Annotated in this window: 19 protein-coding genes; 10 read left to right on the plus strand and 9 right to left on the minus strand. The window is 42.2% G+C overall.

What is annotated here, in order from left to right; genetic code table 11:
- Positions 1-22: 22 nt before the first annotated feature.
- The 7 genes from BUW93_RS11985 to BUW93_RS12015 form a co-directional block, all read right to left on the minus strand.
- Positions 23-442 (minus strand): OsmC family protein, encoded by a 420-nt coding sequence (locus tag BUW93_RS11985; protein ID WP_081211962.1) that lies wholly within the window; start codon positions 440-442, stop codon positions 23-25.
- Between the two features lie 139 nt (positions 443-581).
- Complete coding sequence (locus BUW93_RS11990; RefSeq protein ID WP_081211964.1) at positions 582-1211, minus strand: phosphoadenosine phosphosulfate reductase domain-containing protein; 630 nt, start codon at positions 1209-1211, stop codon at positions 582-584.
- 172 nt (positions 1212-1383) lie between these two features.
- A complete protein-coding gene (locus BUW93_RS11995) occupies positions 1384-1809 on the minus strand; it encodes an RrF2 family transcriptional regulator (RefSeq protein WP_081212049.1) in 426 nt (141 codons plus the stop codon).
- A 70-nt stretch (positions 1810-1879) separates the two neighbouring features.
- Entirely contained in the window at positions 1880-3046 is a 1167-nt protein-coding gene (locus BUW93_RS12000; protein WP_081211966.1) for a trans-sulfuration enzyme family protein, read from the minus strand.
- 20 nt (positions 3047-3066) lie between these two features.
- Positions 3067-4140 carry a homoserine dehydrogenase family protein gene (locus tag BUW93_RS15095; RefSeq protein ID WP_081211967.1) on the minus strand — a complete coding sequence of 358 codons (1074 nt, stop codon included), beginning with the start codon at positions 4138-4140 and terminating at the stop codon, positions 3067-3069.
- Positions 4103-5116 carry an alpha/beta fold hydrolase gene (locus tag BUW93_RS15100; RefSeq protein ID WP_081212050.1) on the minus strand — a complete coding sequence of 338 codons (1014 nt, stop codon included), beginning with the start codon at positions 5114-5116 and terminating at the stop codon, positions 4103-4105. The genes BUW93_RS15095 and BUW93_RS15100 overlap by 38 nt, the downstream gene beginning before the upstream one ends.
- Positions 5117-5196: 80 nt before the next feature.
- Positions 5197-6489, minus strand: a complete 1293-nt coding sequence (locus BUW93_RS12015) for an O-acetylhomoserine aminocarboxypropyltransferase/cysteine synthase family protein (protein WP_081211969.1) — start codon at positions 6487-6489, stop codon at positions 5197-5199.
- A gap of 843 nt (positions 6490-7332) precedes the next feature.
- Here BUW93_RS12015 and metK point away from each other — a divergent pair.
- The 8 genes from metK to BUW93_RS12055 all read left to right on the plus strand — a co-directional run bounded on the left by metK (position 7333) and on the right by BUW93_RS12055 (position 16916).
- On the plus strand, positions 7333-8586 hold the full coding sequence (gene metK, locus BUW93_RS12020) for a methionine adenosyltransferase (protein WP_081211970.1): 1254 nt from the start codon (positions 7333-7335) through the stop codon (positions 8584-8586).
- A gap of 134 nt (positions 8587-8720) precedes the next feature.
- The gene (locus BUW93_RS12025) at positions 8721-10085 is read left to right on the plus strand and encodes an acyl-CoA dehydrogenase family protein (RefSeq protein ID WP_081211972.1); all 1365 of its coding nucleotides are present in this window, start codon (positions 8721-8723) and stop codon (positions 10083-10085) included.
- Positions 10086-10112: 27 nt separating this feature from the next.
- The gene (locus BUW93_RS12030) at positions 10113-11042 is read left to right on the plus strand and encodes a 2-hydroxyacid dehydrogenase (protein ID WP_081211973.1); all 930 of its coding nucleotides are present in this window, start codon (positions 10113-10115) and stop codon (positions 11040-11042) included.
- Positions 11043-11053: 11 nt separating this feature from the next.
- Complete coding sequence (locus BUW93_RS12035) at positions 11054-11506, plus strand: universal stress protein (protein WP_081211974.1); 453 nt, start codon at positions 11054-11056, stop codon at positions 11504-11506.
- Positions 11507-11605: 99 nt separating this feature from the next.
- Positions 11606-12544, plus strand: coding sequence for a pyridoxal-phosphate dependent enzyme (locus BUW93_RS12040; RefSeq protein ID WP_081211975.1), 939 nt, complete (start codon positions 11606-11608; stop codon positions 12542-12544).
- Positions 12545-12611: 67 nt separating this feature from the next.
- A complete protein-coding gene (locus BUW93_RS12045; protein ID WP_081211976.1) occupies positions 12612-15893 on the plus strand; it encodes an amidohydrolase family protein in 3282 nt (1093 codons plus the stop codon).
- A gap of 210 nt (positions 15894-16103) precedes the next feature.
- Entirely contained in the window at positions 16104-16442 is a 339-nt protein-coding gene (locus BUW93_RS12050) for a DUF202 domain-containing protein (RefSeq protein ID WP_081211977.1), read from the plus strand.
- 99 nt (positions 16443-16541) lie between these two features.
- Positions 16542-16916: a DUF6122 family protein gene (locus BUW93_RS12055; RefSeq protein WP_081211978.1), complete on the plus strand. Its 375-nt coding sequence runs from the start codon at positions 16542-16544 to the stop codon at positions 16914-16916.
- Between the two features lie 2 nt (positions 16917-16918).
- Here the strand turns inward: BUW93_RS12055 and BUW93_RS12060 are convergent, their stop codons facing one another.
- A complete protein-coding gene (locus BUW93_RS12060) occupies positions 16919-17821 on the minus strand; it encodes a DUF302 domain-containing protein (protein ID WP_081211979.1) in 903 nt (300 codons plus the stop codon).
- A gap of 183 nt (positions 17822-18004) precedes the next feature.
- On the opposite strand from BUW93_RS12060, the gene BUW93_RS12065 reads away from it, so the two are divergent.
- Together BUW93_RS12065 and BUW93_RS12070 are read left to right on the plus strand one after the other, a co-directional pair.
- Positions 18005-18619, plus strand: coding sequence for a deoxynucleoside kinase (locus BUW93_RS12065; protein ID WP_081211980.1), 615 nt, complete (start codon positions 18005-18007; stop codon positions 18617-18619).
- An 11-nt stretch (positions 18620-18630) separates the two neighbouring features.
- Positions 18631-19296, plus strand: a complete 666-nt coding sequence (locus BUW93_RS12070) for a sterol desaturase family protein (RefSeq protein ID WP_081211982.1) — start codon at positions 18631-18633, stop codon at positions 19294-19296.
- Positions 19297-19326: 30 nt separating this feature from the next.
- Here BUW93_RS12070 and BUW93_RS12075 read toward each other — a convergent pair whose 3' ends face one another.
- Positions 19327-20364: an App1 family protein gene (locus BUW93_RS12075; RefSeq protein ID WP_081211983.1), complete on the minus strand. Its 1038-nt coding sequence runs from the start codon at positions 20362-20364 to the stop codon at positions 19327-19329.
- Between the last annotated feature and the right edge of the window lie 61 nt (positions 20365-20425).

A 20425-nucleotide genomic window follows, 5' to 3' on the forward strand; every position in this document is an offset into this window, starting at 1 on the left:
AAGAATTGAAATCTTTTTATGTTTATTTTAATTTTTCCCCATTCAGGCTGATGGAATAGGTGATTTCTGCTGCTTTTTCCAGCATTTTTGAAACTGAACAATATTTATCCATAGAGAGTTCTACCGCCCTAATCGCTTTGGCAGCCGGGACATCTCCCTGAAGTATAAAATGCAATTGCATACCCTTAAAAACATTTGGTACACCACCTTCTCTAAAACCTTCAACCTCAACTTCAAGGTCATCTAATTCCAGCTTTTGTTTTTTAAGGATCATTACCACATCTATACTGCTGCAACCGGCAAGACCACGCAATAAAAGGTCCATAGGGCTTGCTCCCTGTGGGTTTTCTACAGATTTATTATCGAGATAAACCACATCTCCTCGCTCGTTGGTGGTTTCAAAACGGTAATCCTTGTTTATACGTTTCAGATGAATTTTCATAGCAAATAATTTAGCAGCAAATGTAGAAAAAGCTCCCGAAATCAGGAGCTTTTAATTTTTGAAATTACTATAGAAATCAAGTAAATTATCTACTTAGGATTTTTATATCCCTAAAGGAATTTTAAAATCCCCTTTGCTGTTATGCATGTAAACCACATTCCCGATTAGACAAAACCTTGGTCGGGTCAAAGTATTTTAATTCATTTGGCAAATCGTGTTCCTTTAAATATTCATCAAGTTGCTCATCACTCCAATGATAGAACGGACTCACTTTTAAAATTCCGTCTTTGCTGTAACTTAGAATACCAATACTATCGCGAAATGAAGTTTGTCCTTTTCGCAAATTCGTAAACCAAAGATCAGGTTCTTGTTCATGCATCGCCCGCTGGAAGGGTTCCAGTTTAACCTGTCGGGTAAATTCATCGTGTTGAGAAGAATTTATTTCAGGAATACCACCAAAATATGCATCTCTATATGCTGCTGTTTGTTTTGGTATGTAAAGTTTTATATTCAAATTCAACTGCTCAGTTACCTGTGAAGCATGCTTATAGGTTTGAGGTGTATTATAACCTGTGTCACACCAAATTACTTTAAGATTGGGGTCCACCCGGGTTACCGCATGTAATATTGCTGCTTCATACGGCCGGAAATTCGTAGTAACTACAGGTTTTTCCGCTTTGGTAATTATCCATTGTATGATTTCCACAGGACTAAATGCCTGGAACTTTTCATTAAGTTCATCTATCTGAATTTGGGTAAATTTCTTCATATCGTCCCTTTAAATATTATAATATTCCAGGAATTGATAATACTCTTTCGGCGAGGCCTTTTATCGATCCGGGAATCATTTTTTAAAACCCTATCGGTTTAGTAGGTTATAAAAGCAAAAATAAACTTAAAGCTGCGGTTATGCCAATTAATTCATAATAAATTTAATCAGATCAGGCTTTTTTCTTCACCCTGGCTAAATCGTATAGGGTATTCCCGCCCAGGACATTCAGGGTGCTATCCCTAACCTGTATCATCAGGGCATGAACCGAGCAGGTTGCTTCATCTGGGCAATCGCTGCATTTTTCATAATAATTCAGGCTTACGCATGGCACCATAGCTATTGGGCCTTCGAGCACCCGAACTACAGAGGTCATTTTGATATTTTCCGGTTCCTGAATGAGATAATAACCGCCTCCCTTTCCTTTTTTAGAGCCCAGAAAGCCTGATTTCCGTAGACTTAATAAAATGCTTTCCAAAAACTTCAAAGAGATATTCTCACTTTTAGCGATCTCTGAGGTTTGCACAGGTTTTTTATCCTCGCGTGAGGCGATAAAGGCCAAAGCCTTGATCCCGTATTTTGTTTTTTTGGAAAGCATGCCACGAAGATACTTAAATAAAAAAATTAGGCTGCATGCTGCAATCTGGCTTTCTGGAATTTTGCCTTTTTCATTCAATACTATTTAAAGCCTGTTTTAAATCGGCAATCACATCATTTGGATGTTCCAATCCAACCGAAATTCGCACCAGCCCAACCGAAATCCCTGCTTCCAGCCTCTCTTCCTCACTTAGTTTACTATGGGTAGTGGAAGCCGGATGGGTCACGATACTGCGGGTATCTCCTAAATTGGCCGACCTCGAACAAAGTTTAATGGCATTGATAAATTTTCGTCCTGCCTCCAGACCGCCTTTTATTTCGAAAGAAATAATATTTCCACCGGCTTTCATCTGCTTTTTTGCGATTTGATACTGGGGATGGGATTTTAAAAAGGGGTATTTCACCTTTTCAGCATTGGCTTGCTTTTCTAAAAATTCTGCAAGCTTTAGGGCGTTTTTACAGTGCCTGTCCAAACGTACGGGCAGCGTCTCTAAACTTTTAGACAATACCCAGGCATTAAACGGGGACAAAGCCGGCCCGGTATTTCTTGAAAACAGATAGATATCCCTTACCAAATCGGCATTTCCTACTGTAACTCCTCCCAAAACACGCCCCTGCCCGTCGATGAGTTTGGTAGCTGAATGAATAACGAGATGCGCCCCGAATTTTATAGGATTTTGTAAATATGGAGTTGCGAAACAATTATCGATTATTAGAATAAGATCGTGTTTTTTAGCAATTTGCCCTAACAATTCCAGGTCCAGGATATCTACCCCGGGATTAGTGGGGCTTTCCGCAAAAATAATCTTCGTCTCGGGCCGGATAAGGCTTTCAAGCTTTTCGACTTCGTTCACCTTAAAATAGCTGTGCGAGATATTCCACTTCGGAAAAAATTTGGTAAACAAACTATGCGTTGAACCAAAAACCGCCCTGGACGAAATTATGTGATTTCCACTGTTCAACAAGGCTGCCAGGCTTGAAAAAACTGCACTCATTCCTGTAGCAAAGGCAAATCCCGCTTCTGCCCCTTCCATCCTGGTGATTTTCTCAACAAATTCTGAAGTATTGGGATTGGTAAAACGACTGTAAATATTGCGTTCTTTTTCCTCAGCAAAAGAAGCCCGCATATCTTCAGCGTCTTCAAAAACATAACTCGATGTGAGGTATAGCGGCGTAGAATGTTCCTGAAACTGTGTTCTCTCGGTTTGGGTTCTTATGGCTTCGGTTTCAAAATGCATATTCTATATTTTTATAATTTTCAATTGAGTCTATTAGACAATTTCAACACATCACTCACCACACCGCGAGCAGTCACCGCAGCACCGGCACCGGCTCCCTGAATCACCATGGGTTGTTCGGCGTAGGATTCAGTATAGATTTCGAAAATATTATCGGCACCCTTGATCTGGCCGAGCGCGGTTTGTCTTGGTTCTGAAATCAGCCGGGCTTCCAGGCTTGCTTTTCCTACCTTTATTTCTCCTACATAGCGTAAAACGTGATCGGTCTGCTGTTCTTTTTTGTGCTTTTCAAAGATTTCATCCAGTTCTGAAATCCTTTTCTGAAAATCTTCTGTGGAAGTTTTTCCGTTTAATTTTTCAGGAATAAGCGACTGGATCTTCACTTCTTTAAACTCCTTCTTCAGCTGAAGTTCACGCGCCAGGATCAGTAATTTTCGCCCCACATCATTTCCCGAAAGATCTTCGCGGGCATCGGGTTCAGTATAACCAAGCTTACCGGCTTGCTGCAGAACCTCAGAAAATTCGGCATCACTTTCAGAAAAAGTATTGAAGATAAAGCTCAGTGAGCCCGAAAAAACCCCGCGAATGCGGGTCACTTTTTCCCCGGCCCGGTGCAACTCCTGTAGGGTTTGGACAATAGGCAGGCCCGCACCAACATTAGTCTCGTAATAGAAATGTTTTTTGTGTTTTTGGAGTTCTCTTCTCAATCCATAATAAAATTCACCGGAAAGTGTATTGGCTATCTTGTTCGCTGCCACTAAATGAAAACCCTTCTTCACCAGTTCCGGGTAGTGCAACACCAGCTCCTTGCTGGCTGTGGCATCAATAACCACAGGATTTTCAAGTTGATGTTCCCGGTTAAACTCCAATATAGATTCCAATTGATAGGATACAGCACTATACTGAAAATCCTTCTCCCAGTTCTCGCCGATCCCTTCAGGCTTAAAAATGGCTTTTTCCGAATTGGCAATCACCGGGATCTTAAGGCTAATTTCAAATTCCTCTACCCAGCGGGACCTTATTTTTAAAAATTGGTCTATAAGCCTATTACCTACATTACCTACTCCAAATAAGATGATGTTCACTTCTTTCATTTTCAATTTTGTTGGTTTTAAAAACAGGTTTTAAAAATCGGACGAGCTGAGAGGCTTCAATAAGGAAAGCGTCATGTCCATGAATAGATTTAATCTCGTTAATACTCACGTTGGGTTTGGCCAGCGAAAGGTCTACATAGGTTTCCCAGTTTTCATCGGCCAGGAAAAACCAGTCTGAATTCACGGTTATAATGTGAATATGGCCCTTAATTTTTTTGGCAGCAGCCAGGTAATTTCCGCTACCGTTGCTAATATCTATGGTAGTAAGCAGGTGATTCATCAATTTGTAGGAAGCCAACTGAAAGCGTTCCTCCAGCTTATCGCCGTGATATTGCAACCAGCCTTCCACCTTGTAGCAGGCTTGCACTTCTTCCCGCGAGCGGTTAAATTTTCTGGCGAGCGATTGCGGGGTTCGGTAAAAGGTCATCGCGTGCATGCGGGCATCTTTTACAGGGCTGGCCGAATTGTTTAAGATCTGAGCCTGTACCTTGCAGTTTGCCAGCACCCAGTCGGTCGCTTTATAATCGGTTGCTATTGGAATGATGTTTTCGGCAAGCTCCGGTAGTAAAGCCGCCAACTCCCATGCAAGTGCTCCTCCAATAGACCCGCCTATTATGGCAAAAAGTTTATTGATTTCCAGCTTTTTCAGGGCGAGAGCCTGTATGCGGGCTATATCTTTTAAGCTGAAATCTTTATAATTCTCTATTAAGTCCTCTTTTTTCCCGTTGAAACCATTTCCCGGGGTATTGAAAGCCAACACTGCATACTGATTGGTATCTATAGTTTTTCCCGCACCTACGATCCCACTCCACCAGCCATTTTCCCCGGTGATCTGGGAATTTCCGGTTAGGGCGTGATTCACCAGCACTATCGGGGCCAATTCAACAGGCTGCCCGAAATGCTGAAAACTAAGATGAATATCCTGGATCCCACCGGAAGAATTTTTAAAGTTCTCTATACAAATCTCCTGAAGCATATTTTCTTTTTTTTCGAAAGGCGGTGAGGGAAAAGTCTTAACCTGGATGCTTTTCCCCGCGCCTTCCAACCAACAAATGATTATACCAATGCTTTTTTTCCGATTGCGGAAAATGCTTCTTTTAGATCGTTTTTCAGGTCTTCCACATCTTCCAATCCAACTGAAAGCCTTATGAGGTCTTGAGTAACCCCCGTGGTCGCCTGTTGTTCTTCGCTAAGTTGTTGATGAGTGGTACTGGCCGGATGGATGATAAGAGATTTCGTATCACCAATATTGGCCAGGAGGGAGAAAAGTTTGGTCTCATCGGCCACCACTCTGGCCGATTCGAAGCCGCCTTCAACCCCAAAGGTTACTACTCCACTTTGCCCCTTCGGAAGATATTTCTGGGCAAGCTTATAATATTTACTGCTTTCCAATCCCGGGTAGTTCACCCATTTTACTTCCGGTTGTTCCTGAAGCCATTTAGCAAGTTCCAGGGCATTTTCACTATGCTGTTTGATACGTATCTCCAAAGTTTCCAGACCCTGGATGATCTGAAAAGCATTAAACGGACTCAAGGCCGCCCCGTGATCTCTCAATCCTTCAATTCGCACCTTGGCGATAAAAGCAGCTTCCTTTAAAGCTTCGTGATAAACCAGGCCATGATAGCCGGGAGAAGGCTCGGTAAATTCAGGGAACTTTCCGTTGGCCCAGTCGAATTTCCCGGCATCGATTATCGCCCCGCCCAAAGCAGTTCCATTTCCATTGATATATTTCGTAAGAGATTCGATTACAATATCAGCGCCGTGCTCTATGGGTTTCAACAGGGATGGAGTTGCTACGGTATTATCCACAATTAAAGGCACTTTAAATTCTTTGGCTTCCGCAGAGATACCTTCAAGATCAAGCACATCCAGCTTCGGATTACCCAGGGATTCTACAAAGAAGACCCGGGTATTCTCCCTGGCCGCTTTGGCAAAGTTTTCAGGATTCCCAGGTTCCACAAAAGTGGTGGTAATTCCAAGACGGGGAAGGGTTACATTTAGCAAGTTATAGGTGCCACCATACAAACTATTGGAAGCCACAATATGATCTCCGGCCTTAAGCAGCGTTAGCAAGGTGGTATTTATCGCCGCGGTACCCGAGGCGGTAACCACCGCCGCGATGCCCCCTTCCAGGGCAGCAAGACGTTGTTCCAGAATATCGTTGGTGGGATTGTTAATTCGGGTGTAAATAAATCCAGGCTCTGCCAGAGAAAAAAGATCGGCAGCGTGCTGGGAATCCTTAAATACGTAAGAAGTAGATTGATATAGTGGCACTGCCCTGGTTCCGCCGTTGGCTGTTACATCGTGCCCGGCATGAAGAGCGTTGGTTGAAAATTTTTGAGTACTCATAATATTAGTTTTTTAAAGTTTTGATTCTTGATTTAAGATTTCCGCCTTCGCGGGAATTTATGCGAGGCATAAAAAAAGTCCCCCTGGATTCGCTATTACCAGGGGGACTTGAATTGAACTCTAAACAAACTAAGTTACATTCGATTCTGGCAATAGCATTTCATGCGCATAGACATACACATCATCATAATGTTCATCATCATATTTTTTGCTTTTGACAGATTATTACTCATAATTAATTCTTTTGTCTTTCCCGTCCCGATAGCTATCGGGAGCGGGAAACTAATTTTATATTTTATTCCTTTAATAGATTTCCGTCTTCCAGGAAATGACACTTTTTAAACAAAAAAAAAGCCGCTGCGGTGGCAGCGGCTTTTGCAAATATCTTTTCAGTTTTATGCAATAATACGCGCTGCGGAGGCTTTCCACATCATCTTACGCATCATATTGCAAATAAACTTGTACATTTCGTTGTTTTGTTGGGTACAAAGATAAGGGCGCATTTTTTTAATATCCAAACCCAGGCCTAACTTTTACGAAATATTTATTTTAAGCGAAAAAAACTTTTTTTTACAAAAAATAAAAACAGCTTTCCTGAAATTCTTTCAGAAATAACAATTAAACTCCCGGCAGAAAGGATTTAAGAATTAAACTTAAAAAAAGAAATTTTGGATCCCACTTATTTTTATACATTTGTAATCGAATAATTTAAAGGGAAGGATTTGACTGATTGCAACCCTATATACACTAAAGTGTATTGAAAAATGCTAAAGCAGTAATACTACTCCTGTTAGCCTCGCACGTCAAAATCCGCCCATAATTCTATAAATACTTTAAAGAAATATGGCTTATTTATTTACTTCTGAAAGCGTTTCTGAAGGACACCCCGACAAGATCGCCGACCAGATAAGCGATACCCTACTCGACAATTTTCTTGCTTTTGACGAAAACTCAAAGGTTGCATGCGAAACCCTGGTAACAACTGGACAGGTTGTTCTTGCCGGTGAAGTTCGCAGCGATACTTACCTGGATGTACAAACCATAGCACGGGATGTAATTAACGATATTGGGTACACCAAAGGTGCCTATAAATTCAGCGGGGATTCCTGTGGAGTTATCTCGCTTATTCACGAGCAGTCCCAGGAGATCAATCAGGGAGTGGACCGCGGAAACAAAGAAGAACAAGGCGCTGGTGACCAGGGAATGATGTTTGGTTATGCTACCAATGAAACTCACAACTATATGCCTCTGGCTTTAGATATCTCCCACAAGATTCTAATCGAACTGGCAAAAATAAGACGGGAGGAAAAGGAAATAACTTACCTGCGTCCCGATTCCAAAAGCCAGGTAACCATAGAATACAACGATGAGAATATTCCGCAGAAAATAGTTTCTATTGTAGTTTCTACCCAGCACGATGAGTTTGATGAAGATGCAGCAATGCAAAAACAAATTGAAAAAGATATTAGGGAGATTCTTATTCCAAGGGTTAAAAAACAACTGCCTGAATATGTACAGAAACTCTTTAATGAAGATATAATCTATCATATTAACCCCACCGGAAAATTCGTGATTGGCGGGCCCCATGGGGATGCGGGATTAACCGGCCGAAAGATCATCGTTGACACCTACGGCGGGAAAGGCGCTCACGGCGGGGGTGCATTTTCTGGAAAAGACCCCAGCAAGGTAGACAGATCGGCGGCCTATGCTGCCCGACATATTGCCAAGAATTTAGTCGCAGCCGGGGTGGCCGATGAAATCCTGGTACAGGTATCCTACGCTATTGGCGTGGTAGAACCCACCTCCATCTTTGTTGACACCTATGGAACTTCCAAAGTGGATCTTAAAAATGGAGAAATCGCCAAAAAAGTAGCCGAAATTTTTGATATGCGCCCGGCGGCTATAGAAGACCGCCTGAAGCTAAGAAATCCTATTTACCGCGAAACAGCTGCTTACGGCCATATGGGCAAGGAACCAAAAACCCTAACCAAGGTATTTGAAAGTCCATATAATGGCAGGATCTCTAAAGAGGTAGAACTCTTTACCTGGGAAAAGTTAGACTATGTAGATAAGGTAAAAGAAGCCTTCGGCTTATAAGAAATCTTTAATTAAAACCATTTTTTAGGCCGTGATTATCTCACGGCCTTTTTTTTGACGTTTTCTTCGGAAAGCTTTAACAGCGGGCAGGGCTAATTATTCCTAATTTTAAAATCCAACCAATCCCACAATAGATGTCCGTTTTCAAAAGAGTTCGTAACACCTTCAGGCTACTGAAGTCGGTTGACATGGATCAACTGGCAAAAATAAACCAGCAAATAGACCTTTCAGAAGCTATGAAAACTTTGGGTGCGCTGGATGAACGCCAACTCAAAGGTTTGATGAAAATGTTAAAAACGAAGCGGAAAAAAGGCCAGAGTGACCTCCCCCCCATCGATGGGGATTTCTATAACCTGGACCTCAAATTAACCGGGGAACAGCGCAATTTGCAAATGGAAGTCCGAAATTTTATGGAAGATGAGATCCGCCCCCTGGTTAACGACCATTGGAATCGCGCCAAATTTCCTATGGAGATCATTGAAAAATTCAAAAAACTCAATATAACAGGAGTCCCATATAAAGGATACGGCTGTCCCAATCTCCCCTTTTTAATGGAAGGTGTCATTGCCCAGGAGATCGCCCGGGTGGATGTTTCTATCTCTACATTTTTCGGGGTACACAGTGGGCTGGCAATGGGTTCCATCTACCTCTGCGGGAGTGAGGAACAAAAGCAGGAATGGCTGCCCAAAATGCAGAAACTGGAAAAAATTGGTGCCTTTGGGCTTACCGAACCAAATGTAGGTTCTGGAGTGGCAGGAGGGCTGGAAACAAGCTGTAAATTTGATGGGGAAAACTGGATTTTAAACGGACAGAAGAAATGGATTGGTAACGCCACCTTTGCCGATGTGATCGTAATCTGGGCAAGAGATGAAGATTCCAATCAGGTGAAAGGTTTCCTGGTAAAAAAGGAAAATCCCGGTTTTAAGGCCGAAAAGATGGAAGATAAGATGGCACTGCGAATTGTACAGAATGCCCTTATCACCCTTGATAATTGCAGAGTGCCTGAAAGCGACAGGCTACAAAATGCCAACAGCTTTAAGGATACGGCTAAGGTACTGAGGATGACTCGTGCCGGAGTTGCATGGCAGGCTGTAGGCTGTGCCCGTGGCGCCTATGAAAGCGCCCTTAAGTACACCCGAAAAAGAGAACAATTTGGAAGGCCAATAGCTTCTTATCAGCTTATTCAAAATCATCTGGTAGAAATGCTTTCCAACCTTACGGCTATGCAAACCCTGGTATTTAGACTTTCGGAAATGCAGGATGCCGGGATGCTTTCAGATGAACACGCCTCCTTAGCCAAAGTCTTCTGTAGTATGCGCACCCGGGATGTGGTGAGCCGTGCCCGGGAAGTACTGGGAGGAAACGGAATTTTACTCGAATATGATGTGGCCCGTTTTGTGGCCGATGCCGAAGCTATTTACAGCTATGAAGGCACCAAAGAAATAAATTCATTAATTGTAGGCCGTGCCATTACTGGTTACAGTGCCTTTGTTAGTTAAAATATAAACCATTTTAAAACAGAACGAATGTCATTTTTAATTGTTAGTCCGGGAAAAGACCCGAAACCCTGGGTAGAAGCTTTACAAAACCAACACCCTGGTTTAAATATTTATGTCTATCCAGAAGAACACGATAAAGAAGAAGTTGAATTTGTGCTTTCATGGAAACATCCGCGCGGACTTTTCAAAAATTATCCGAATCTAAAAGTAATTGCCTCAATGGGCGCCGGGGTAGATCATATTACCAGCGACGAGGAATTGCCTGAAAATATTAAAGTCACCAAAGTAGTTGATGATATGCTCTCGGCCGATATGGGGAATTTTATTCTGAGTCTAATTCTTCAGCACCAGAGAAATTTACTGGATTATAGCCGGCAGCAAGCCAAAAAGCAATGGCAACCCAAAACTTATAGACGAAACAAGGACGTAAGAGTGGGAATTCTTGGCCTGGGAACCCTGGGTAAGAAAGCAGCCGAAATCCTGGTAAATAATAATTTCGATGTACACGGATTTTCCCGAAATTCTAAAGAAATCGATGGGGTAGAAAGTTTTTCAGGAGAAGATCAATTTGAAGAGTTTTTGAGACAGTCTGATATCCTGGTGAATTTACTGCCCTTAACTCCAAAAACCGAGAAGATCCTTAATAAGGAATTATTTGAAAAACTTCCCGAAGGGGCTTATGTGATAAATGTTGCCCGGGGAGAACACCTGGTGGAACTGGACCTGATAGAAATGTTAGACCAGGATCACCTCTCGGGAGCAGCTATAGATGTATTCTGGCAGGAACCTCTGCCCGAGGATCATCCGTTTTGGGAGCATCCTCAGGTTTTTATTACCCCTCATATCGCCAGTGTCACCCACCCCGAAGCTGTGGTGCCACAAATCGTGGAAAATTATGAACATATGATGGAGGATGAACCTCTAAAAAATCTCGTAAAACGTGATATAGGTTATTAAAATATGAAAAAATGGAAGCATTTAAGAACATTCTGGTTGCCGTAGATTTCAATGATACTATTGGAGATCTTATGGGTTATGCGGAAAGCATTGCCGAAAAATTCGGATCAAAAGTATGGGTAGTTCATGTGGCTGAACCAAGCCCCGATTTTACCGGATACGAGGTTGGCCCTCAATATATCCGGGATCTAAAAGCCGAAGAGTTTCGGGAAGAGCACCGACAGCTGCAGGCAATGAGCAAACTCTTTTTAGATCAAAACATCGAAGCTGAGGCCTTGCTCATTCAGGGATCTACGGTACAAACTATTATCGAAGAAGTAAAAAAACTTAATGCCGACCTTTTGATCGTTGGCACACACAAGCATGGATTTCTCTTCAATATCCTTTCAGAAAATGTCTCTTTGGAATTACTCAAGAAGGCCGAAGTGCCTTTTTTGGCCATTCCCATTGAGGAAGAGAAGTAAGAATCCATATTTGAAAAGTTTTTGATTTTTCTTAGAAACCTTAACTTTAGGGATTACAATTTTTAATCCTTAACCTGGGTATTTCCCCTATTTCATAAGATGATCAGCAAAAGAGAATTTCTAAAGCTTCACGAAAATATAAAACCTCATATTCACCACACCCCGGTATTGAGTTCGCATCTGCTTAACGAAATAGCCGGGACGGAGATATTTTTTAAATGCGAGAACTTGCAGCGGGGTGGCGCCTTTAAGATAAGGGGCGCTACGGCCGCCATTTTAAACCTGGATGCAGAAGCCCGGAAAAAGGGAGTAGTTACCCATTCGTCGGGAAATTTTGCCCAGGCAGTTTCATTGGCTGCAAAAAGTCTGGGGATCCCGGCCTATATCGTCATGCCTTCTTCAGCTCCAGAAGTAAAAAAAGCTGCGGTTAAAAGTTACGGCGGGCAAATCACTATTTGTCCTCCAAGCCTGGAAGACCGGGAAGCTGCTGCCGAAAAAATCGTAAATGAAACCGGGGCTACTTTTTTACATCCTTCCAACCAACTGGATGTAATTTACGGGCAGGGAACCTCGGCCATGGAACTGCTGGAAGAACTTCCCGATCTGGAGGTAATTATCACTCCCGTGGGTGGTGGCGGACTCCTGGCCGGAACTGCTTTTGCAGTGAATTACTTCGGAAAAAACTGCACATGCATTGGCGCCGAACCCTTTGAAGTAGATGACGCCTACAGATCCCTTAAAAGCGGGAAAATAGAAACTAACAAATCAACAAACACTATTGCCGATGGGCTTAAAACCCAACTTGGAGACCAAAATTTCCCAATTATTCAGCAATATGTCTCTGAGATCATCAGGGTGGAGGAAGCCGAGATTATTTCAGCGATGCGCTTAATTTGGGAACGGATGAAGATTATTGTAGAACCTTCAAGTGCGGTAGCTCTTGCGGCAGTGCTTCGGGAAAAAGAAAAATTCAGGGGAAAGAAAACAGGGATTATCATTTCGGGGGGAAATGTGGATTTAGACCATTTACCTTTTTAACCTGATTTTCTGTTTCTCTTTTTTCAAAAAAAAGAAGCTGTATATTTAGGGCCTTAAAATCTATAAAATGCTCAAAAAATTCCTTCCGGCCATATTTTTACTTCTGGTCGCCCCCAGCCTGATCGCACAGGAAGACAAAGAAAAAAATAAATGGGATGTTAACGATCCTTATTCTGAGGATTGGAATATAAAAAAGGTCCAACTCCAAACCGATGAAGGAACCTGGATGAACCTGGACGTAAGTCCCGATGGAAAAATCATCGTTTTTGATCTTTTGGGCGACATCTATTCTATGCCTATTTCCGGAGGAAAAGCTACCGCCTTGCGCAGCGGGATGGCCTATGAGGTGCAACCCCGGTTTAGCCCCGATGGTTCCAAAATATCTTTTACCAGCGATGCCGCCGGAGGCGATAATATCTGGATAATGGAGCGCAATGGCGAAAACGCTAAACAACTTACAAAAGAAGATTTCAGACTTTTAAATAACGGGGTGTGGACTGCCGATGGAAATTCCATCATTGCCAGAAAACATTTTACCTCTGGCCGTTCCCTTGGTGCCGGTGAAATGTGGCAATATCATATTGGCGGAGAAGCGGGGCTTCAGCTAACCGAGCGAAAAAACGACCAGCAGGATGTAAACGAACCCAGCGTTTCTCCCGATGGCAAATACCTTTATTACAGCGAGGATATGTATCCCGGTGGTGCTTTTCAATATAATAAAGACCCGAATAAACAGATCTACGTGATCAAGCGTTACGATTTCGAAACCGGTGAGAACACTACTATAACGGGTGGTCCAGGCGGGGCTGCAAGACCTCAGGTTTCTCCCGACGGTAAGAAACTGGCTTTTGTAAAGCGTATCAGGACAAAATCTGTTTTATACATCCACGACCTGGAAACCGGCGAAGAATGGCCGGTTTATGATAAGCTTAGCAAAGACCAGCAGGAAGCCTGGGCTATTTTTGGCGTTTATCCCGGCTATTCCTGGATGCCCAACAATAAGGAAATCGTTTTTTGGGCCGAAGGCAAGATTAACAAAGTAAATATTGAGACCTTCGAAAGCCAGGTAATTCCTTTTGAGGTTGAAAATACCATTGAAATTGCCGAAAGCCACCGCAGCGAACATCAGGTATTTTCAGAAGAATTTGAGGCTAAAGTGATACGTCATGCGGTAACGTCCCCCAATGGTCAGACCTTAGTATTCAGTGCTGTGGGTCATCTCTGGAAAAAAGACCTGCCAAACGGCAAACCTCAGCGAATAACAAAAAGTGAGGAATTTGAATTTGAACCGGCCTTTTCCCCCGACGGAAAAGAGATCGCCTATGTTACCTGGACAGACGAGGGAATGGGTGCTTTAAGGAAAGTAAGCCTTAATGGTAGAAATTCGCAGAAATTAACTTCAGAAAAAGGGATCTTCCGAAATCCGTCTTTCTCACCCGATGGAAAAAGCATCGTATTCGTAAAAGAAAAAGGAAATTCAGATCAGGGACAGACTTTTAGCAAGAACCCGGGGATCTACACGATAAGCACTTCCGGAGATAATTTGAAAAAGATCCATGACTCAGGAGATTTCCCCCAATACAGCGCCGATGGTAAACGAATATTTTTCCAAACCGGAGGTAGTCTGATGGGCAGTATTGAGAAAAATCTAAAGAGTATCGACCTTAGCGGCCATGAGGAGCGGACGCACATCAAGTCTAAATACGCGAACCGTCTCGTTCCGAGTCCGGACAATAAATGGGTGGTTTTCTCACATTTGCACAAGGCTTATGTGGCTCCGTTACCCCTGACCGGTCGCCCGGTAGACCTGGACAATAAAACCAAAACAGTACCGGTAAGCCAGATCGCAAAAGATGCGGGACTTAATCTGCATTGGTCTAATGACAGTAAAAATCTTCACTGGACCCTGGGAGACGAATATTTCACCAACAAAGTTTCAGAAAGATTTACCTTTTTACAGAATTCGCCCGATTCCATCCCTCCAATTACTGAAAAAGGCACCAAAATAGGATTAAAGCTGGAAACCGATGTTCCTTCGGGGCAAATAGCCCTTACCAATGCGCGCATCATTACCATGAACGGCGACAAAGTAATTGAGAACGGAAGTATCTTAATTGAAAGCAATAAAATTATTGCGGTGGGCGAAGCTTCCGAAGTGAATATTCCTGGCCGTGCTAAGGTTTATGACCTGGAAGGTAAAACAATTATGCCTGGAATAGTAGATGCTCACGCCCATATTGGCGCTTTCCGTTATGGACTTACTCCGGAAAAACACTGGCCTCTGTATGCAAATCTTGCTTTTGGGGTAACTACGGTACACGATCCTTCCGCTTTAAGTGAGACCATCTTCAGTATGGCTGAAATGGTGAAAGCCGGGGAAATGATTGGTCCCAGAATTTATTCGACAGGAGTGATTCTTTACGGTGCCGATGGGGACTTCAAGGCGGTGATTAACAACCTGGAAGATGCCCGCTCTGCCTTGAGAAGAACAAAGGCTTTTGGTGCGACTTCAGTAAAGAGTTACAATCAGCCCCGCCGGGAGCAGCGCCAGCAAATTATGCAGGCTGCAAAGGAATTAGAGATGAATGTGGTGCCGGAAGGCGGAAGTACCTTTCTCCATAATATGAATATGATCGTAGACGGCCATACCGGAATAGAACATAATATTCCTGTGGCGCCGGTTTACAAAGACATAAAAACCCTTTGGGGTAATAGCAAGGCCGGCTACACTCCTACCCTTATTGTAAATTACGGTGGAATTAACGGGGAATATTATTTCTACGAAAAGGATAATGTATGGGAAAACGAGCGTTTGCTTAATTTTACACCGCGATACATAGTTGATTCCCGGTCCCGTCATCGCACAACATTACCCGAAGAGGAATATGAAAATGGTCCTATTCTGGTTTCTGAAAGCGCAAAAGAACTCACCGATATTGGTGTAAAAGTAAACCTTGGTGCTCATGGTCAATTACAGGGCCTTGGAGCACACTGGGAACTTTGGTTGCTTCAAATGGGTGGAATGACCAATATGGAAGCCCTACAGGCAGCCACTATAAACGGGGCAGAATACATCGGAATGGGTAGCGAAATAGGTTCTCTCCAAAAAGGAAAACTGGCCGATTTGATCGTGCTGGAGGAAAATCCGCTTGAAGATATTCGCAATTCTGAAACTGTTGTTTACACAATGGTGAACGGAAGATTATATGATGCTAAAACGATGAATGAAATTGGTAACGAGCCAAAAGAACGCGGTGATTTCTATTGGGAAAACAATAAATTTAATGCAGCTTTTCCCTGGCACGAGAATACACAAAGCTTTACGGCCCCGGGTTGCATCTGCCAGTAATAAATGTTATTTTTAGAAAAAAGATACCTCGTCCTGGAATTTTGTTGGTTAAGAGAAATAACGAAGAATAATCCTTGCGGTTATTTTTGGAATTTTGCGTTTAGTGCTCAGCGGTCTACCTGGATAATGAGGATTAGCAAAGTATTAAAATCTACTTTTAATTTTTGATCCCTAAAGACTTATCTTTAAACCTGATAAGGATTAATATTTATGAGGAAAGTTAAATTCGGAAGACTTTTTACCGGCAGAAAAATAGATGAGAACATCATCCGCGAACACCTGGCGCTGGAACGAACGAAACTCGCCAATGAGCGTACTCTTTTGTCCTACACTCAGGCGGCACTTTATTTTCTCCTGGGTGGTCTCGCGTTAATTCAATTAAAGGAATACGAAGAGATGCACTACATTGGATACCTTGCACTGGTATTTTCAGTGCTTTTTCTCACCGTGGGCATCTGGAGGTTTATAGTTCTGAAGAATAAGATGAAGGATTTGCTGAAGGGAAAGGTAGAGTCATCAGCTGAGGAGCAGGACGATTCCCAGGAATAATTTATAGCTTAGCCGAAGGTCACGGTTTTGAGAATTCATTTAAAAACCTGTGAAATAATAAAAAGTTTACTCCAAGACTTCAATACAAGATATCTGTAAGTGCAAACTTTCACCCATTACTTTCTTCACTTTATAGCCATAGGCGCTATTGCCTGGTTTTATGATAAAAAGAACTGGCGAAGAAACTGGCTCATCCTTCTGGCTACCATGGCCGTAGATCTCGACCACGTTTTTGCGACGCCTCTTTTTGACCCTATGCGCTGCGGAATTGGCTACCATCCCCTGCATAGCTTTTGGGCAATTGGAGTTTATTTCTTCGGAAGTATTTTTGTGAAACATAAAAACATCAGATTAATATTTATTGGCCTTTTTTTTCATATGATCACCGATTTCATAGACTGTCTTTGGATGTTCTCTAAATGTGAAGCATGCTTTACCGCCTCTGAAATATATAAATGGAAAGACATTTTCTGAATTTATTCTGAAGGATGCCCGGCTGCCTTTTGCACCAGCTCTGCCTGAACCTTCTCTATCTTGCGGAGAGCTTCCAGGTTTTTATTTATCCTGAAGCGCGTGGATAAAAATTCAGAAGAATTATATGAAATCTTTACCGCCCCGGCCTCGTCCCTCCACACCAGCATTTTAACCGGTAACTCCAGGGCAGAAAGCCTGGCTTCCTGCATAAGCTCTGTCCCTACTACGGGATTTCCAAAAACCAGAAGCGTAGCAGGTCTAAGCCCCATTCCCAGCTTTTCGGCATTTTTGGTGTGATCTATTTTAGCAAAAAGCCTCATTCCGTCCATAACAGTGATTTCATTAATTAGTCGGGTGAGGGTTTCATTAAAACTATGGCTGCTGTTATAGCTTTCAATTCCCTCTTTATACCGAATTTTATATCTGCCCGTCTTATTAGGGTTTCGGCCTGTAACATCTTTAGCTATATCTTTCAGGCTCTTTTTTATATTGTTTAAAATCTTGCGGGATTTCAGTGCATGACGGGTTCTTAGATGGTCCACATCGCTGTAAGCCAGAAATACTTTTCCTTTTTCATCTTCCCCAAGAAGGATTTTTAAGGGAAGATCAAGGCCTGCTACCTGCCTGTTTTGCATTAGCGGGGTTCCTGCTTTGGCATTGCCGAAGATAATAAGCCTGGCAGGTGCTAATTCCAGCCCTACTTCCCGGCCATTTTGGGAATGATCAATCTCGGCAAATATCTTTAACTCCGAATTTTCTGCAAGTCGCTTTGTAAGACGGGTATAGGTTTCCTTAAAATCATAACGACTTTCGGCTTGCATCACCGCAGCCCATTGCTCTTCCTGAGCTTTTCCCTGCCCCAGGAATAGAACGTTAAAAACAACAAAAAATAACAGTATTCTCATCTTTTAAATTTCATGAAGAAATCCCCTTTTAAGTTAATCAATTACAGGAAAATAGGGAAGTATGGCAAAGCCTATTTTAAATTTTATAAATAAATTGACAAACCGAAAAATTGGGTATTGTTCAAATCTTTTATCTTTACACCAACAATTACCAAATCTAACGAGCGAATAAAATTTAGACTTATGCATGTAGCTATTGCAGGAAATATTGGGGCCGGAAAAACCACCCTCACAAAACTTCTGGCAAAACATTATAATTGGGAAGCACAGTTTGAGGAAGTTCTGGAAAACCCCTACCTGGAAGATTTCTACAACAAAATGGAACGATGGTCTTTTAACCTGCAGATTTACTTTTTAAACAGCAGGTTCAGGCAAATTCTTCAGATTAGGGAAAGCGGAGAAAAAATCATCCAGGACCGAACCATTTATGAAGATGCCCATATTTTTGCTCCCAACCTGCATGCGATGGGACTTATGACTAACCGTGACTTCGAGAATTATAAGTCTTTATTTGATTTAATGGAAAGTGTGGTACAAGGGCCCGATCTTTTAATTTATTTGCGCAGCAGCATTCCTAACCTTGTTAACCAGATTCACAAACGTGGGCGGGATTATGAAAATTCAATTTCAATTGATTACTTAAGCAGGCTGAATGAACGTTACGAGGCCTGGGTACACAATTACGAGAAAGGAAATCTACTTATTATCGATGTAGATAACATCAACTTTGTAGATAATCCCGAAGATCTCGGAAATATTATTAACCGCATTGACGGAGAATTGCATGGTTTATTTTAAAAACTGAAAAAATGGAATCTACTAAATTCAAAAGACCAAAACATAAGGGCTCTCCAAAATTATTTGATAATCCAATATTGGAGAAATTAACCCATACGCATATTTCACTCCCCCTGATAATCTTTGGAGTGATCGCTGCTGTTTTAATTTACTACGGGATTGTAGAAAAAGGCTTTGAAGCTCCCATGATGATACTATTATTTGTGGCCGGCTTAGTATTCTTTACCCTGGTAGAATATTTAATGCATAGATATTTATACCATATTCCTGCAACCACTCCCCGAAAAAAGAAAATCTCTTATACTATGCATGGCGTGCATCATGACTACCCTAAGGATAAATCCCGCCTGGCTATGCCGCCAGTTCTGAGTTTAATAATAGCTACGGTGCTTTTTATTATTTACCGGGCAGTGCTTGGGGATTATGTTTTTGGATTCCTTGCCGGATTTTTAATCGGTTATGCAGGCTATCTAGCTGTGCATTATTCTGTACACGCTTTTAAGGTTCCTAAGAGCTTTATTAAAACCTTGTGGCACCATCACAGTATTCATCACTACCGGGAACCAGACAGAGCTTTTGGAGTGTCCTCCCCACTCTGGGATCATATCTTCGGCACGATGCCAAGAAAAACCGGCAAATCACAACGAACAGCTGTGGGTGCCAGTATAGATGACTAAAAAACTAATCCCGACTTTTTGCGGGATTTTTTATTTAATAAAACCATTTGCTCGTGCATGCTCCACCGCCTGTCCCGAGGATTCTACCATTAAAACCGGAGTAGTTTCAAAATTATCTATAATACTCTGTACCCGTTGCATCTGTCGCTTATGCTTCACACTTCTCAGATAAATTGACAGAATTCTATTAGGATATTGGGCCGCAATTTCGGTATAAATGGAGGCATCATGCTCTCCGCTATCACCGATAAGAATAAAATTAAGACCGGGATAGGTTTTCAGGATATTTGCGATCTCTTTTTGTTTATGAGGTTTTTCGGGTTTCAGGCTGCGATCAAAAGGAGTTCTGAAATTTCGAAGCAGTATTGGCCCCCTGGGAAACTGGTTATAGTCTAAAAAAAGTTTAAGATATTCATAAAGATTCCAGGGACTGTTACTCAAATAAAACATTGGATTCTTATCCTTCCCCGAAACTCCCAAATGCAGTTTTTTGTAAAAATCGGGGGCACCTTTTAATGGGATTCTCTGGTAAGCATTAGTCAGCAAAGAATTTTTTAATAAACGCCATTTTAAAAAGGAAGTAACTCCCGTGTGCAAAATAGTGTCGTCTATATCGCTAATCACGCCAAATTCGGCCTCTGGATCGGGAATAAGAAAACTGCCGGTAAAGGGTTTCTCCAGGACTTTAGTTTTTTTCCCCAGGGGACCGCGATAATAAACCTCAAAATCTACCCAGCCTTCTTCATCGGCATGTTCAGCAAGATTTTGATCCAACACATCGTCAAATAAAAAGTAACCTTCCGGGCCCGATTTGGTAGTTGCCATAATTTTGCCGGGTAATACCAACTCTACCTCCGCATCAGGAACCTCAAAAGTATCAAACTGTTTCCAGGTGTTTCTTATCGTTTTAAAAAAAGAAGGGTCTTTGGCGATTTGTAATGGTTCATTGTCTAAAACCCTTCCGGGGATATACAGGTGAGAATGGGTTCCATAACTGCGGTATAGCGTAATAAGGATCTGGTCTAATATTTTATATCTGCCGGCAAGTTTCCTTATTCGTTTCTTCATTAATTCTATGGGTTTAAACCAAGATATAAATTCTAAAGTAGCAAAAAACAGGCTTTAATTA

It is taken from the genome of Salegentibacter sediminis (genome assembly GCF_002078605.1).
Lineage (GTDB): Bacteria > Bacteroidota > Bacteroidia > Flavobacteriales > Flavobacteriaceae > Salegentibacter > Salegentibacter sediminis.